The organism is Nocardia sp. FBN12 (assembly GCF_054031145.1).
In genome coordinates this window covers 4,156,230-4,172,652 of the sequence record NZ_CM132926.1, presented here as the reverse complement: position 1 = coordinate 4,172,652, position 16,423 = coordinate 4,156,230, and the positions used below count along the sequence as shown (strand labels likewise).

General features: G+C 66.3%; 15 protein-coding genes. 12 read left to right on the top strand and 3 right to left on the bottom strand.

From position 1 onward, the window contains the following. The first annotated feature begins 3 nt into the window (after window positions 1–3). Window positions 4–489, top strand: coding sequence for a pantetheine-phosphate adenylyltransferase (coaD, locus tag ACWZHB_RS19885; RefSeq protein WP_427903359.1), 486 nt, complete (start codon window positions 4–6; stop codon window positions 487–489). Between the two features lie 86 nt (window positions 490–575). Here the strand turns inward: coaD and ACWZHB_RS19880 are convergent, their stop codons facing one another. Next, window positions 576–1,136: a GtrA family protein gene (locus ACWZHB_RS19880; RefSeq protein WP_427903358.1), complete on the bottom strand. Its 561-nt coding sequence runs from the start codon at window positions 1,134–1,136 to the stop codon at window positions 576–578. 309 nt (window positions 1,137–1,445) lie between these two features. Here ACWZHB_RS19880 and ACWZHB_RS19875 point away from each other — a divergent pair, with 309 nt between their 5' ends. From ACWZHB_RS19875 to ACWZHB_RS19825, 11 genes are all read left to right on the top strand, one after another. Continuing rightward, window positions 1,446–2,219: a DivIVA domain-containing protein gene (locus tag ACWZHB_RS19875; RefSeq protein ID WP_427903357.1), complete on the top strand. Its 774-nt coding sequence runs from the start codon at window positions 1,446–1,448 to the stop codon at window positions 2,217–2,219. Window positions 2,220–2,306: 87 nt separating this feature from the next. Continuing rightward, window positions 2,307–2,912: a YceD family protein gene (locus ACWZHB_RS19870; protein ID WP_427903356.1), complete on the top strand. Its 606-nt coding sequence runs from the start codon at window positions 2,307–2,309 to the stop codon at window positions 2,910–2,912. Window positions 2,913–2,991: 79 nt separating this feature from the next. Then, entirely contained in the window at window positions 2,992–3,174 is a 183-nt protein-coding gene (rpmF, locus tag ACWZHB_RS19865) for a 50S ribosomal protein L32 (protein ID WP_040708879.1), read from the top strand. Window positions 3,175–3,198: 24 nt separating this feature from the next. Further along, a complete protein-coding gene (gene rnc / locus ACWZHB_RS19860; protein WP_427903355.1) occupies window positions 3,199–3,930 on the top strand; it encodes a ribonuclease III in 732 nt (243 codons plus the stop codon). Window positions 3,931–3,933: 3 nt separating this feature from the next. Next, the gene (gene mutM / locus ACWZHB_RS19855) at window positions 3,934–4,794 is read left to right on the top strand and encodes a bifunctional DNA-formamidopyrimidine glycosylase/DNA-(apurinic or apyrimidinic site) lyase (RefSeq protein ID WP_427903354.1); all 861 of its coding nucleotides are present in this window, start codon (window positions 3,934–3,936) and stop codon (window positions 4,792–4,794) included. 64 nt (window positions 4,795–4,858) lie between these two features. Next, a complete protein-coding gene (locus ACWZHB_RS19850; RefSeq protein WP_427903353.1) occupies window positions 4,859–5,440 on the top strand; it encodes a dihydrofolate reductase family protein in 582 nt (193 codons plus the stop codon). A 5-nt stretch (window positions 5,441–5,445) separates the two neighbouring features. Further along, on the top strand, window positions 5,446–6,483 hold the full coding sequence (locus ACWZHB_RS19845) for a PHP domain-containing protein (RefSeq protein WP_427903352.1): 1,038 nt from the start codon (window positions 5,446–5,448) through the stop codon (window positions 6,481–6,483). Between the two features lie 54 nt (window positions 6,484–6,537). Beyond that, a complete protein-coding gene (locus ACWZHB_RS19840; protein ID WP_427903351.1) occupies window positions 6,538–8,022 on the top strand; it encodes a substrate-binding domain-containing protein in 1,485 nt (494 codons plus the stop codon). An 82-nt stretch (window positions 8,023–8,104) separates the two neighbouring features. Then, a complete protein-coding gene (locus ACWZHB_RS19835; RefSeq protein ID WP_427903350.1) occupies window positions 8,105–9,622 on the top strand; it encodes a substrate-binding domain-containing protein in 1,518 nt (505 codons plus the stop codon). 417 nt (window positions 9,623–10,039) lie between these two features. Continuing rightward, window positions 10,040–11,209, top strand: a complete 1,170-nt coding sequence (locus tag ACWZHB_RS19830) for a glycosyltransferase family 4 protein (RefSeq protein ID WP_427909231.1) — start codon at window positions 10,040–10,042, stop codon at window positions 11,207–11,209. Continuing rightward, on the top strand, window positions 11,206–13,347 hold the full coding sequence (locus ACWZHB_RS19825; RefSeq protein WP_427903349.1) for an amylo-alpha-1,6-glucosidase: 2,142 nt from the start codon (window positions 11,206–11,208) through the stop codon (window positions 13,345–13,347). The genes ACWZHB_RS19830 and ACWZHB_RS19825 overlap by 4 nt, the downstream gene beginning before the upstream one ends. 74 nt (window positions 13,348–13,421) lie before the next feature. Here the strand turns inward: ACWZHB_RS19825 and ACWZHB_RS19820 are convergent, their stop codons facing one another. Together ACWZHB_RS19820 and kdpB are read right to left on the bottom strand one after the other, a co-directional pair. After that, complete coding sequence (locus ACWZHB_RS19820) at window positions 13,422–14,291, bottom strand: potassium-transporting ATPase subunit C (RefSeq protein ID WP_427903348.1); 870 nt, start codon at window positions 14,289–14,291, stop codon at window positions 13,422–13,424. Window position 14,292: 1 nt separating this feature from the next. After that, window positions 14,293–16,422, bottom strand: a complete 2,130-nt coding sequence (gene kdpB / locus ACWZHB_RS19815) for a potassium-transporting ATPase subunit KdpB (protein ID WP_427903347.1) — start codon at window positions 16,420–16,422, stop codon at window positions 14,293–14,295. Window position 16,423: the final 1 nt, after the last annotated feature.

Here is a 16,423-nt window from a genome sequence, read left to right as displayed (position 1 = left end):
CCTATGGCTGCAGCACTGTGCCCCGGCTCCTTCGACCCGGTCACCAACGGTCACCTCGACGTGTTCGCTCGCGCGGCCGCGCAGTTCGACGAGGTGATCATCACCGTCAATGTGAACCCCAAGAAGCAGGGCATGTTCACCGTCGAGGAGCGCATGGACCTGCTGCGCGAATCGGTCTCGCACTTGCCGAACGTGCGCGTCGCCTCCTGGCAGGGGCTCACGGTGGACTTCGCCAAGCAGGAAGGCGTCACCGCGATCGTCAAGGGCCTGCGCGACGCGGGCGATTTCGGCTACGAACTCCAAATGGCCCAGATGAACCACAAACTGGCCGGCGTGGACACCTTCTTCATCGCCACCAACCCGTCCCTGAGCTTCCTGTCCAGCTCCCTGGTCAAGGAAGTAGCGGCCCTGGGTGGCGACGTGAGCGACATGCTCCCGCCGGCCGTCCACAAGCGCCTCCTCGACCGGATCGCGGAACGCAAGAGCTGATCTCGTCAGAACAGGGTTAGCGCACCGGACCGGAGCCGACTGGGCCGAACGCCCAACCGCCGGCCGCCGACGCGAGTCCCGGCCGGCTAGCCCTGGCTGGATGTCGCGGGGACCGGGAGGCGGAACAAGCCTCTCAGCGCAAGGAAGCGCATGCCGCCGACCGCGGCGGTGATGGCGAGGACCGTCAGGGCTTGGGTGATGTCGCCCAGACCGGGCGCCCAGAAATCCAGTCCGGCCAAACCCGCGGTGGTGATCGCGAGACCGATCAACGCGATTCCGCCGCCTTCCCACTGCGCCGTGAACCAGGTGACCCGGTCGGTGGCGTGGAAGGTGAGCTGACGGTGGAATTCGTTGGCGATGACCGTACTGACCACCGACCCGGCCACGTTGGCGATCAGCGGGCCGACGCTGTGCATCGCGAAGAACAGCAGCACATAGGCGATATTGCTGGATCCGCCGACAAGGGCGAACCGGAAGAGCTGGGGAAGGGCCCGATCGCCGCGCAGGTAGGTGAGCGCGCCCTCGAACTGCGGGCGCAGCGTGGGTGCGACTTCGCTCGGTGCCACCGCGGGAAACGGGCCGGTCCAGGGAGTGAACATGCCCGCGACGTGCGACACCGGACTCCTAGGGGTTTCCAGGAGGGTCATGTTCGACTCCGATCCCAATGAACAGACGCTCGAGTGGAACAGCCTCGAACAAACGCTGCTCCGCTCCGTGGACGACCGTCGCTGTCGAGTGAGTACAACAGCGGATGAGCTGCGGTGCTTCCCGGCGGACGGCGTTGTCGTGCTTACCGATGGTAGCCGAAGTGGAGGGCCGCACTCCACTTGATATCTGTGCGATCTTGGACACTGTCGCGACACACCGCGACGACATTCGGCTCACGCGCCCCAGAAGGGCACACTGGGCGTCGGCGGTAGTGGTTTCGCCGGGATCGAAGCAGGAGGGTAGTGAGCATGTATCGCGTATTCGAAGCACTCGACGAACTGGTCGCCATCGTCGAAGAGGCGCGCGGCATCCCGCCGACGCGCAGTTGCATCGTGCCGCGCGGCGATGTCCTCGAACTCCTCGACGATGTCCGCGACGCGCTACCCGGCGAACTCGACGACGCCCAGGACGTCCTCGATCACCGCGACAAGATCGTCGGCGATGCCCGCAGCGGCGCCGAGACGACGGTCACCACGGCCAACGAGCAGGCGCGCACCACCATCGACTCCGCGCGCGCCGAGGCCGATCGCATCCTCGCCGACGCCAAGGATCACGCCGATCGGATGGTCGCCGAGGCCACCGCCCACGCCGACCGCCTCGTCACCTCGGCCCAGGCCGAGGCCGACCAGGTCGTCGCCGACGGCAACGCCGAATACGACGAGCTCACCGGCCGCGCCCAGATCGACGCCGACCGCGCCATCGAAGCGGGCAAGGCCTCCTATGAGCGCTCGGTCGCCGACGGCAAGGCCGAACAGGCCCGCCTGGTCGCGCAGACCGAGGTGGTGCGGGTCGCGCACGCCGAATCCGCCCGCCTGATCGACGAGGCGCAGGCCGAGTCCGACCGGGTGCGCACCGAATGCGACGACTACGTCGACGAGCAGATGGCCGATTTCGGCAACCGGCTCGCGTCGATGGAAGAGACGCTCAACACCACCCGGCGCTCGATCACCCGCGGTCGCCAGCAGATGCGCAGCGGGCCCGGTGCCGAATACCCCGAATACGCTGCCGACCACCGCCGCTGATCGCACCGCGCGTTTTGAGTTCCGACGGGGTCCTGCCGTACTGTTGAGTGGTTGCCCATCATCCCCTCAAAGGTTAGTGAGTCAGTGATGTCCGCCGGTTCCGGTTCGCCCACGCGTCCACGCAAGACCAATGGTCCTGTGTCGGAGGCGGGTTTCGTGCTGGACGTCCGCAATCTCGGCCGCCGGCCGGGAACCATGCGGGAGCTGCGTCGCACTGTCACCGACCACGAGCGGCTGGGTCTCGACCTGATCGCCATCCCGGCCGACGCCGAGGTGGAACTCGACCTGCAACTGCAGGCGGTCTCGGAGGGTGTGCTGGTCACCGGCACGGCGTCCGGACCGACGGCCGGGGAGTGCTCGCGCTGCCTCGAACCATTCGACGACCAGGTGGAGATTCGTCTGACGGAGTTGTTCGCGTATCCGGACAGCACCACCGAACAGACGACCGAGGATGCCGAGGTCTACCGCATGGAAGACGATCTCGTCGACCTCGAGCCGGTGATCCTCGACGCCATCGGGCTGGAGCTTCCGCTGCAGCCGCTGTGCTCGCCGGACTGCGCGGGCCTGTGCCCGGAGTGCGGTGTGCGGATGGCGATTGCGGGTCCTGATCATGGGCATGAGATACTGGACCCTCGCTGGGCGAAGTTGGCGAAGTTTGCCACTGAAGAGCCCGGTACCGGCGACCCCGCCTGAGGGTTCCACCACCTAATACCGATCCGCTCCCGCGGCAGGCGATGCCGCGCGGTCAGCGAATACCAAGAGGAGAAGTACCGTGGCTGTTCCCAAGCGCCGGATGTCCCGTTCCAACACCCGGTCGCGGCGCAGCCAGTGGAAGGCCACCGCGCCGACCCTGGTCACCTGCCCGAACCGCGCGTGTGGTGAGAAGACCCTCCCGCACATCGCGTGCCCGTCCTGCGGCACCTACAAGGGCCGCCAGGTCACCTCTGCAGTCTGATCGTTGTAGATCATTCCTAGCAACGTGACAGCCAGTAAAGACAATGTGGGCGCGGCGGATCACGCCAGCCTGCTCACCGCCCTCGGTGTCGACGTACGACCGGAGCTTCTGCGCCTAGCGCTGACGCACCGGTCGTACGCGTACGAGAACGGCGGTTTGCCGACCAACGAGCGCCTGGAGTTCCTCGGCGACTCGGTACTCGGCCTCAGCATCACCGAGCGCCTGTATACCGAGCACCCGGAGAAGTCCGAGGGTGAACTCGCGAAACTGCGCGCCAGCGTGGTGAACATGCACGCGCTCGCCGAGGTGGCGCGTGGCCTCGGCGACGGCGGACTCGGCCAGTATCTGCTGCTCGGTAAGGGCGAAGAGCTCACCGGCGGCCGCGACAAGCCGAGCATCCTCGCCGACGGCATGGAGTCGCTGCTCGGTGCGGTGCACCTCGAGCACGGCATCGAAACCGCGCGCGTGGTGGTGCTTCGCCTGTTCGCCGATCTGCTCGAGCGCGGCCCTCGCATGGGCGCGGGCCTCGACTGGAAGACCAGCCTGCAGGAACTCACCGCCGAGCGCGGTCTCGGTGTGCCCGCCTACGAGATCACCTCCACCGGACCGGACCACAACAAGGAGTTCACCGCTACCACGGTGATCGCCGGTCATCCTTACGGTTCGGGTGTCGGCCGCTCCAAGAAGGAAGCCGAGCAGAAGGCCGCCGGTACCGCCTACAAGGCTCTCACCGCCGAATCCGCAGACAAAGCCTGATCCGTGCCCGAACTGCCCGAGGTAGAGGTTGTTCGGCGCGGTCTTGCCGATCATGCGGTCGGCCGGGCCATCGATACCGTCACTGTCACCCACCCGCGAGCTGTGCGCAGGCACGTCGCGGGTGGTGCTGATCTGGCGGCCAGACTCACCGGATTGCGGATCGACTCCGCGCAGCGGCGCGGGAAATATCTCTGGCTCACCTTCGACGAGCCCGATACCGCGCTGGTCGTGCATCTGGGCATGAGCGGTCAGATGCTCGTGCAGCCCGCGGGCGCGCCCGTCGAGAAACACGCGCACATCCGCGCGGTGCTCGGTGACGGTGCCGAACTGCGATTCGTCGACCAGCGCACCTTCGGCGGCTGGGCGCTCGCTGACCTCGTCGAGGTGAACGGGACCGTGGTGCCCGATTCCGTGGCCCATATCGCGCGCGATCCGCTCGACCCACTCTTCGACCGCGAGGCCGTGGTCGCGGCCATCCGCGCCAAGAACACCGAGATCAAACGCGTGCTGCTCGATCAGACGGTGATCTCGGGCATCGGCAACATCTACGCCGACGAAGCGCTGTGGCGGGCCGGTCTGCATGGCACCCGCCTCGCCGCCGATCTCACCCGCCCGGTCGTGCGCACCCTGCTCGACGGGGTCACCGCGGTGATGACCGAAGCGCTGGCCGTCGGTGGCACCTCGTTCGACGCCCTGTACGTGAATGTTAACGGCGAATCCGGCTATTTCGCCCGGTCACTGGCCGCTTACGGGCGCGCGAACGAACCCTGCGATCGGTGCGCCACGTTGCTGGTTCGTGAGCAATTCATGAATCGATCGTCGTTTTCCTGTCCGAAGTGTCAACGGAAGCCGCGCCACCGCTGATCCGGGCACGCTAACGTTTCCAGTGACAGGTCGTGACAGGCCGGGTCCGTGCAGGGAGGACGTTATGCGCAAGCTGACCTATTTCGTGGCATCGACGATCGACGGCTTCATCGCCGCCGAGGACGGGACGCTGGATTTCTTTCCGGTAGGCGGGGACCATGGGCCCGCGATCATCTCGCAGTACCCGGAGACCCTGCCCACCAAGGTGCGCGAGGCGCGCGGCATCGGGGCGGGCAACATCTACTTCGATACCGTGATCATGGGCCGCAAGACCCACGACTTCGGGGTGCGCACCGGTACCGCCAGCCCGTACGAACATCTACGCCAATTCGTGGTGTCCACGACGCTGCCCGAATCGCCCGCGCCGGGTGTGGAGCTGATCGCCGAGGACCCGACCGCCGCGGTGCGCGAGCTCAAACGCGAAGACGGACTGGGGATCTGGCTCTGCGGTGGTGGTGAACTGGCGCAGACGCTGCTGCCCGAAATCGACCAGGTGTTCCTGAAGCTGCATCCGGTGGTGCTCGGCACCGGCAGGCCACTCTTCGGCGGCGGAGCGAAACTTCCCGCGCCGGAGCGGTTCCGGGTGATCACCAGCCGGGTGTACGCCGACGGCGTCGCGTTCCTCAAGTACGGCCGGATCAAGTAGCCGCGATGACATCGGCGGCGAGTCCGGGTCCGGTGGCGGCGCTGCGCGAGGTCGGGTTCTGGCTCGAACGCAGTCGCGCGGAAACGCACCGGGTGAAGGCCTACCGCCGCGCCGCCGATGTCGTGGCCGGTCTCTCCTCGGGCGAATTCGATACTCGCGCAAGCGAACACAGTTGGCGTGAGCTGGCCGGAATCGGGCCGAAGACCGCGGCCATCATCGAACAGGCCTGTGCCGGTGCGGTGCCCGACTATCTGGCTGAGCTCCGCAAGGAGGCGAAGCCGATCGCGCCGGCGGGCGAGGAGTTGCGCGCGGCGCTGCGTGGCGATCTGCACACCCATTCGGATTGGTCCGATGGTGGTAGTCCGATCGCTGAGATGATGGGCGTAGCGGCGGCGCTGGGGCACGAATACTGCGCTCTGACAGACCATTCCCCGCGCCTCAAAGTCGCCAACGGCCTGTCCGCCGAGCGGCTGCTACGTCAACTCGACGTGATCGCCGAGCTCAACGAGCAGATGGCGCCCTTTCGCATCCTCACCGGCATCGAGGTCGACATCCTCGACGACGGCACCCTCGACCAGCAGGCCGAACTCCTCGAACGTCTGGATGTCGTTGTCGCCAGCGTGCACTGGCACCTGCGCGACGACCGCGACACCATGACCAAACGCATGGTCTACGCCGTGGCGAACCCGAATGTCGATATCCTCGGCCACTGCACCGGCCGCCTCGTCGAAGGGTCTCGTGGCACCCGCCCTGAATCGTCGTTCGACGCCGAACTCGTCTTCGAGGCCTGCCGCCGCTACGGCACCGCCGTCGAAATCAACAGCCGCCCCGAACGTCGCGACCCGCCTGGTCGTCTGATCGAGCTGGCGGTCGAGATGGATTGCTTGTTCAGCATCGACACCGACGCCCACGCACCTGGCCAATTGGCTTGGCAGGGTTACGGATGCGAACGCGCACTCGCACACGGCGTGTCCGCCGATAAGGTGATCGACACCTGGCCGGTCGAGGAGTTGCTCGCCTGGTGCGGGGACTCGAACGGGTGACGTTCTGATATAACTCAACTCGCTGTACGCGGCGGCGAGCATTGTGGGGGACTGGTGAGCGAATTTCCGATCGACATCGCGCTGTCGGTGGTCGGCATCGCGGTAGCGGTAGCCGCCTTCCTGCGCGAATTCGTCTTCGTCGGACGAAAATACCTGGGCTATCGCGTGCAGATGAATACGCCGGTGAGTCGGATTCCGCTCATGGTGCCCAATGCCTCGGACATGACGATGGTGTTGATCCGAATCGAGAACGACGGCGGCACCGTCATAGATGACGACGACTATCGGTCCGCCGATCGCCCGCGCCTGGTGTTCCCGGGGCACAGCGTGCTGGCGACCGAGGTGACCGAGCGGGTCACCCGGTCCGGTGAACGTCGAGCGCGCGATCACTTCAGTGCCGAACTGCGCGCCATCGAAACCAGCACCACCGCGCAGGGGCAGGGCAGGATCGTGCTGCCGAAGGAGATCTTGCAGCGCGGCGAGCACTACAAGGTGCTCGCATTGTTGCAAGCCCAAGACGCCGACCCGATCACCGACGATCGCGAGATCGTGGTGCACGGAGGCAGCCTCCGGGGCGGCAGCATCTACATGACCACCACCCGGTCCCGGCGCGAGCCGCTGCTGCTCGGCTTCGGCCTGTTCATGGCCGTGGTGTTCGTGATCCAGTTGATTTATGCTGTCGTGCAACCGGATCCGCCGCCGAAGGACTGCGCCGCTGGTCAACTCACCATTGTCGGGTCCACGGCCATGGCCCCGATGATCCGGCGCGCCGCGCAGAGCTACGAGAAGACCTGCACCGACGCGAAATTCGCCTTCGACTTCACCGGCACCGAGCCGGGTCTGCGCACGCTGACCCGTGCGGGCGCGACGCAGAACATGCTCGCGATCGGCGACGGCTCGAAGGGCAATTCCTTCGAAACCCTGGCCGGGCACCGATTGGCGCTCAGCTCGTTCTCGATGGTCCTGCATCCCGGCATCGGCATCAAAGACCTCTCCACTCATCAGATCCGAGACCTCTACCGCGGAAATATACGGAACTGGAGTCAGCTCGGCGGCGCCGATCTACCGGTTGTCCTGATCGACCGCACGGCGGGCTCCGGCACCCGTCGTGCACTCGAATCGCGCATGCTCGAGGACAACCGCAAGGTGTTGCGCTACAGCAGCTGCATCGGCATGGCACGCACCGGTGACCATTGCGAGGTCGATGTGACCGACGAGATGGCTACCTTCGTTGCCAAAACCCCTGGTGCGGTGGGCTATCTGGAGACCTCGTCGGTCACGGCCGAGGTCACCGCGGTGTCGATCGACGGGGTCAGCGCGTCGCCGGACGCGATGCGGGCGGGTCGCTACCCGTTCACCGGGGTCGAGTACGCCTATACGCACGGTCCGATCGCCGGCGATTCACTGGTTGCCCAATTCCTGGACTATCTGATGCGCGGCAAGGCCAGGCTCACCATGATCGAGTTCGGCAACATTCCGTGCAGCGAACCGGTCGAACCCACATTCTGCACGGTAGGTGAAGCCTTGCCCAACAATTGATTTCGATTTGCGATAGGCGGAATTCCGCCTGGTACATATCAACTCGCTTGTCAATTGATCATGTGGTTCGAGTGGGGGAGCGATGGATATTCCTTTGGAGCTGATTCTGTCGGCGACCGGCCTCGTGGTCGCGTCGGCGGCGTTCGTGCGTGAATTCGTCCTGGTCGGGCGGCGCCGGCTCGGGTACCGCTTCCAGATGGATACCCCGGTGACGGGCGAGACCGACACCGCTTCGCTGGTCGGCGCTCTGAACAACCTGAGCACCCCGGAAGCCGGCGGGGAAGCGCTGGATCTGTCGAAGCTGTCGGTGGTGCTGATGCGCGTCGAGAACAGCGGAACGCTCGCTATCGACCCCGACGACTACACGATGCGGGGAGCCGATCCCCTCGTCGGATTGCATGTCGAGTTTCCCGGCCGTGAGGTCATCGGCCTGGCGGTGACCGAGCTGGACGGCCCACCCGCTGACAACCTCGGCCCCGGGTCGGGCATCGGCAAACGTACCAAAGGGGAGGGTGAGCGCTTCGCGGGTGTGATCGATCTACCGAAGGTGCAGCTCGAACGGCGCCAGCATTACAAGATTCTCGCGGTGCTGAAACGGGTGCACGGCGACGGCGAGCCCAAGCAGCCGGTGCTGGTCGGGGGTGTCAAGCGGGGCAAAGTTGTGCTGACCACCAGCCATGGTGGCCCGTCGAAGAAGCTGATGGCGCTGTCGGGGTTCCTGGTCGCGCTGATCGCGGTACAGGGTGTCCTCGCCCTGCAGCCGGACCCGCCGCCGAGTGACTGTGCCGCAGGCGAACTCACGCTGGTCGGCTCCACCGCTATGGCGCCGATGATCCAGCGTGCCGCGCAAACATACGGGGCGAGGTGTACCGAGGCGAAGTTCTCCTTCGACTTCCACGGAACCACGCAAGGCCACGACAAGATGGTCGAGTCCGCGCCCGCGCCGAATATGGTCTCGATCGGTGAAGGCCCCAAGCTCGACAGCTATCGAACGCTGACCGAACGTGCGATCGCCGCGGCTGTCTATTCGGTGATCCTGCATCGCGATCTGAACCTGGAAAGCCTGACAGTGCGGCAGGTTCAGGACTTGTACGCGGGGCGGGTGAAGAACTGGCAGCAGGTCGGCGGTCCCGACCTTCCGGTGACGCTGGTCGATCGTCAACCCGGGTCGGGAACCATGAACGCGATCAACTGGCGGCTCGGCATCGCGACCCGCGAGTCCGACGCCACCACTTCGTGCCTCGGCAGGCCGCCCGAGCGCAGGCATTGCCGCGCCGATTCGACCACGGCGATGCTCGGCGCCGTCGCCGAGATCCCCGGCGCCATCGGTTATGTGGAGACCGCGGCGGTTACCGGGGATGTCAAGGCGATCATGTTGAGTGGCGTGGCCGCCACCAAGGAGAACATGCTCGCGCACACCTATCCGTTCTGGTCGGTCGAATACGCACTGACCGACCACCCCGATGGCAGGATTCCGGCGGAATCGCTGGCCGCGAACTTCATCGAGTACCTCATTCACGGGCGCGGCAAACTTGTCATCGAGGAGTTCGGCGCCGCCGCGTGTGTGGAACTGGCGACGCCGAGAGACTGCACGCCGTAGCCGATCGCCGGTGATTCGCTGGATTCTCCTTTTCATGAACGGCAAACGTTCGGTAAGGCCAGGCTCGCCATCTTCGGGTGCGGGATAAATCCGGTGCTGACCTTGATAGATCTTGAAATCTATACGGTGTAGAGCGCCTCTGACGGCGTAATCTCCTGCCCCGGTAGGGAATCGATATCGAACTTTTCCAGCAACACGCTGGTTTACTCTGCGGTAGCGGGGTACGTTCTTTGACGGCCCCTCTGTTCAGGCGGGCACCCGAAACGGTGCGCTCTGCGTCTGGCCAGGCCAACCATGCCCCATGGACGGCGGTGAAGCTCTCGTCTCCACCTCCGCCGAGGCGGCCACCTCTTGTTCGCGCAAGTGTTGCGAGGTTGCGTCCCTGGAAGGAAGGTCATGAGTACAGACACGTCGGCAATGTCGCCGGTCGGTTTGTCCGCGTCCGATCTCTATCCGATCAATCACCACGGTGGTCCACTGCGGATCGCCATGGTCGTTCCACCGTATTTCGATGTTCCACCCAAGGCCTACGGCGGCGTCGAGGCCGTAGTCGCCGATCTGGTCGACTCACTGTGTGAGCGTGGCCATCACGTCACCCTGTTCGGTGCGGGGATCGACGGCACCGAGGCGAATTTCGTCCCGCTGTGGGACCGGATCCAGCCCGAACGGCTGGGTGACCCGTTCCCGGAGATCGTGCACGCGCTGCGGGTGCGCCGCGCCATCGAGCGGCTGGCCGACACCGAAGGCATCGATCTGGTCCACGACCACACCTTCGCGGGCCCGCTGAACGCGCCCGCCTACGCCAATCTCGGATTGCCGACGGTGGTCACCGTGCACGGTCCGGTGCAGGACGATTGCTACCGCTATTACAAGGAACTGGGCGAGGAATGCTCGCTCGTCGCGATCAGCGACCGTCAGCGTGCGCTGGCGCCCGACCTGCAGTGGGCGGGCCGGGTGCACAACGCGCTGCGTCCCGATCAGTGGCCGTACCAGACCGAGAAGCAGGACTACGCGCTGTTTCTCGGCCGTTTCAGCCACGACAAGGGCCCACATCTGGCGCTCGATGCCGCCCACGCCGCCGGCATGCCGCTGATCCTGGCGGGCAAGTGCAGTGAGCCGCCGGAGAAGGCCTACTTCGAAGAGTTCGTGCGGCCACGGATGACCGACCAGGATCAGATGTTCGGTCTCGCCGACGCCACCGCCAAGCGTAAACTGCTCTCCGAAGCAAAGTGTCTGCTGTTCCCCATTCGATGGGAGGAGCCGTTCGGCATGGTGATGATCGAGGCGATGATCTGCGGAACGCCGGTGGTCGCGTTGCGCGGCGGTGCGGTGAGCGAAGTGGTGGTCGACGGGGTCACGGGACGGATCTGTGAGGATCCGGCCGAACTGCCCGCCGCCATCGCCGAAGTGCAGACCTACGATCCGGCAGTCTGCCGCAAACACGTGGTCGACAACTTCGGCGCCGACACCCTCGGCCGCGGTTACGAACAGGTGTACCGGGAACTGCTCGCGCGCACCACGATCGGGTACGACTCCGCCTACGCGATGTCGATGCCCGTCGGGGCGGTCGCCAACGGGCGCGCATGAGTAGCGACAGCGCCTCGGCGCCGAGCCCCCTCAACGCGGGGGAACCCGCGGGGCTCGGTGGCGGTGGCAACATCACTCTTGTCGAAGGCGGCACGTTCTGCCTGTCCGACCGGCTCGGCGATATCGAGCCGGGCAAGCCGCAGGGCCTGTTCTTCCGTGACGCCAGGGTGATTTCGCGCTGGGAGCTGATGATCGACGGCAAACGGCCCGAGGCGCTGTCGGTACTGAGCCCGGAGGCCTTCGCGGCACGGTTCGTGCTGCGCAGACCGCCGCAGCAGGGCCGGGCGGACAGCACCCTGCTCGTGGTGCGTGATCGGCTCGTCGCCGAAGGCATGCACGAGCTGATCACGCTCGAGAACATGAGTCGCGAGGCGACGGCGGTGGTGCTGGAACTGCACGTCGACGCCGATTTCGTCGACCTGTTCGCGGTGAAGGAAGGTCGCACGCACGGGCGCCGCGCGGAGATGACGACCACCGACGGTGAACTGCTGCTGCACGACCGCGCCGATCTGTCCCGTGGGCTCGCGCTCACCTCGACGGTCGAGCCGATGGTGCTGCCCGGCACCATGATCTGGCGGGTCGTCGTCCCGGCGGGCGGGCGCTGGCAGACCGAGATCACCGCGCAACCCGCGGGCGCCGCGCAACGCCCGCAGACCGCGGGCACGCCCGGTGAGCGCTACCGGGCGAGCGAGCCCGTGCGCAAGATCGCGGCGTGGCGGGCCACCGCCACCGACATCTCCGCCGACTCGGGGCTGCTCAACCAGATCCTGCGGCGCAGCGAAAGTGATCTCGGTGCGTTGCAGATCCACACCGACTCGGGCACCAACCGGCCCTTCGTGGCGGCGGGCGCACCGTGGTTCATGACGCTGTTCGGCCGCGACTCGCTGCTCACGGCGTGGATGTCGCTGCCGCTGGAAACCGATCTGGCACTGGGCACTCTGCAGCAGCTCGCCGAGTTGCAGGGCCAGACCATCGACCCGCTCGTCGAGGAGGAGCCGGGCCGGATCATGCACGAGATGCGGCGCGGCCCGTCGGTCGGGCAGGTGCTCGGCGGCCAGATCTACTACGGAACCGTGGACGCCACACCACTTTTCGTGATGCTGCTCGCGGAATGTCTACGGTGGGGCGCGGATCCGGCGTCGATCGCCACCCTGCTCCCCGCGGCCGACGCCGCGATCAGCTGGATCACCGATTTCGGTGACCGCGACGACGACGGTTTCGTCGAGTACGTGCGCGCCACCGATCGCGGCCTGATCAACCAGGGCTGGAAGGACAGTTTCGACGGAATCAACGACGCCGCGGGACATATCGCCGAAGCCCCGATCGCACTGGCCGAGGTGCAGGGGTACGTGTACGCGGCGTTCCTGGCCCGCGCGGAACTGGCCGACGAATTCGACGATCCCGAGCTGGCCGTGCGGATGCGGGAGCGAGCCGACGAATTGCGCACCAAGTTCGCCGAACAGTTCTGGCTACCCCATTACGGGTGGTACGCGGTGGCGTTGGACGGCCGCAAGCGCCAGGTCGACGCGCTGACCAGCAATGCGGCGCACTGCCTGTGGTCGGGGATCGCGACCGACGAGCATGCCGAGGTGCTGATCCGGAACCTGTCTCGCGCGGAGATGGATTCGGGCTTCGGGCTACGGACACTCGCTTCGGATATGGGTGCCTACAACCCGATGAGTTACCACAGTGGGTCGATCTGGCCGCATGACACGGCGATCGCGGTCGCCGGATTGATGCGGTACCAGCATGTGCCGGGTGCGGTGGAACTCGCTACGAAACTGTCGGGTGGTTTGCTCGACGCGGCGGCCGCGTTCGACGGCAGGCTGCCCGAGTTGTTCTGTGGGTTCCCGCGGGCGAGATTCGCCGCGCCCGTGCCGTATCCGACGTCGTGTTCGCCGCAGGCGTGGGCGAGTGCGGCGCCGTTGCTACTGGTTCGGTCGTTCCTCGGGCTCGATCCCGATGTGCCCGCCAAGACGCTGACGCTGCGGCCGCAGGTGCCCCCGGCCTGGGGGTGTGTGCGGATGTCGGAGTTCCGGCTCGGCGAAGGGGTGACGGTGGATCTCGAGGTTTGCGGCTCCGCTGTGACCGTGACGGGCTTGCCGGAGGGTTGGGCTCTGATCACAGACGAGGATTAGCGCAGCGGGTCGGGGACTGAATGCACCCGAGCGGGGCCGGAACCAGTGTGGTTCCGGCCCCGCTTGTGGTTGTCTCAGCCCTTGAACGGGTAGCGGGCGTCGAGGTCGAGGTTGAGTTCGACGACATTCACCCGAGGCTCACCCAGGAATCCGAGTGTGCGTCCGTCGGTGTGCGCGGCAACCAGCTCCCGTACCTGCGCGGCGGTGACGCCGCGCGCCTTCGCCACCCGTTCGACCTGGATGGTCGCGTATTCGGGGGAGATGTGCGGGTCGAGTCCGCTGCCGCTCGCGGTGACCGCGTCGGCGGGGACGGCGGCCTCGGCCGATGCGTCACCGAGGATCGGGATGATCCGGCCGACGGAGTAGTCCGCGCCCTCCTGCGCGCACTCCACCGCGACGCCGCGGAACGTGGTCAGGAACGGCCGCGCGGGGCAGAGCTCGTTGACGCTGACCACCTGCACCGGCTGCGCCACATCACCATCGGCAGCACGCGGTCCGATCACCGAGAGCACTGCGCCCACACCGTCTTTCGTGCAGAACTGCCGGGCGCCGTCGACCCCCTCACGGTCGCCGACCTCCTTCGAGCGTGCGCAGACGGTGGTGAGCAGGCTGGTGCGGTCGGCGGTGTCGACGATGTCCTCCGGGCCGAGATTGCTCGCCGCGGTGGACAGCGGGTCGTAGCCGTCGCCCGCGGCCGATGGCCTGCTCTGGAAGTACTGCGCCATGGCGGTGCCGTCGGCGTCGGTGAACGACTGCCCGATCAGGCTGGAGCCCACCAGCTTTCCGTCCCGCTCGATGAGCGAGCCTTCCGCGTTCTCGTTGAGTCCCGGCAGTTGGGCGATCGCGAAAACGGTCAGGGGATAGACGATTCCGGTGATAGCGGTCAGCACGAGCAGGGCGCGTAGCGCGGCCAGGTGCTGCCGGATCCAGGTCGACAAGCGCATTTCAGGCCATCCCGGGGAGAAGTTGGACGAGCAGGTCGATGAGTTTGATGCCGGCGAACGGCGCGATGATGCCGCCGAGGCCGTAGATGGTCAGGTTGCGGCTCAACAGTTTCGACGCGTTGGTCGCTCGATAGTTCACACCGCGCAAGGCGAGTGGAATGAGCGCCACGATGATGATCGCGTTGAAGATGACCGCGGACAGGATCGCCGACTGCGGACTGGCCAGCCGCATGATGTTCAGTGCGTCCAACCCGGGGAACAGCGCCACGAACAGCGCGGGAATGATCGCGAAGTACTTGGCGATGTCGTTGGCGATGGAGAACGTGGTGAGCGCGCCACGGGTGATCAGCAATTGCTTGCCGATCTCCACGATCTCGATCAACTTGGTCGGATCGGAGTCCAGATCGACCATGTTGCCCGCCTCTTTGGCGGCCGAGGTGCCGGTGTTCATCGCGACACCGACATCGGCCTGGGCCAGAGCCGGGGCATCGTTGGTGCCGTCGCCGGTCATCGCGACCAGGCGGCCGCCGTCCTGTTCGGACTTGATCAGCGCGAGCTTGTCCTCGGGAGTGGCTTCGGCGAGGAAGTCGTCCACGCCCGCCTCGTCGGCGATCGCCTTGGCGGTCAACGGGTTGTCGCCGGTGATCATCACCGTGCGGATGCCCATGCGCCGCATTTCGTCGAAACGCTCCCGCATGCCCTGCTTCACCACATCTTTGAGATGGATGACACCGAGCAGGCGTGGTGTTCCGTCACGGAGTTCACCGACCATCAGCGGCGTGCCGCCGGAGGCGGAGATGCCGTCGACGATCGCCGCCGCTTCGCTCGGCACCGAACCGCCCTGGGCGCGAACCCATTCGGTGACGGCACCGGCTGCCCCCTTGCGCAGCTGGTGCCCGTCGGCGAGGTCGACACCCGACATGCGGGTCTGTGCGGTGAACTCCACCCACGTCGCGCCAGGCAGTTCCCCCGCGCTGCGTTCGCGCTTGTTGAACACCTCCTTGGCGAACACGACGATCGAGCGGCCCTCCGGGGTCTCGTCGGCGAGGCTGGACAGTTGCGCCGCGTCGGCCAGTTCGTCGTCGAGGACCCCCGGAACAGGGATGAATTCGGCGGCCTGCCGGTTGCCGAGGGTGATGGTGCCGGTCTTGTCGAGCAGCAGCGTGTTCACATCGCCCGCGGCCTCCACCGCGCGACCGGACATGGCCAAGACATTGCGCTGCACGAGACGGTCCATGCCGGCGATCCCGATGGCCGAGAGCAGTGCGCCGATGGTGGTCGGGATGAGGCAGACCAGTAGCGAGACCATCACGATGCCGGTGATGCCGTGCGCGTCCAGCGCCGAAGTGTCCGGCACGCCGGGGTTGTTCGACTTGGCGAAGATCGCCAGTGGCTGCAGGGTCGTCACCGCGAACACGAAGATGATCGTGAGTGCGGCGAGGAGGATGTTGAGCGCGATCTCGTTGGGCGTCTTCTGCCTGCTCGCGCCCTCGACCAGGGCGATCATCTTGTCGATGAAGCTGGCGCCCGGCTCCTGGGTGATCTTGACGACGATCCGGTCCGAGAGCACGGTGGTGCCGCCGGTCACCGCCGAACGGTCGCCGCCGGATTCGCGGATCACCGGCGCGGATTCACCGGTGATGGCCGATTCATCCACGGAGGCGATGCCTTCGACGACATCGCCGTCGCCGGGGATGATCTGACCGGCCTCCACGACGACGACATCACCGCGACGCAGTTCCGGTGCGGCGACGCGCTCTTCGACGACGCGGCCACCGGGCGTCCAGTCGGCCAGCCGGCGAGCGACGGTGTCGGTCTTGGCTTTTCGCAGACTCTCCGCCTGCGCCTTGCCACGGCCTTCGGCGACGGCCTCGGCCAGGTTCGCGAAGATAACCGTGAGCCACAGCCAGACGACGATCGCCCAGGCGAAGAAGCTCGGGTCGCCGATCGCCAGGATCGTCGACCACGCCGCGCCGATCTCCACGATCAGCATGACGGGGTTGCGCCACAGGGTGCGGGGGTCGAGCTTGCGGACCGCGTCGGGAAGTGCGGTGAGCAGCAGCTTCGGGTCGAGAACGCCCTTGCGCACGCCCTTGGTCCGCGGTGCGGATTCGAGTGTGGAACTTGTCATG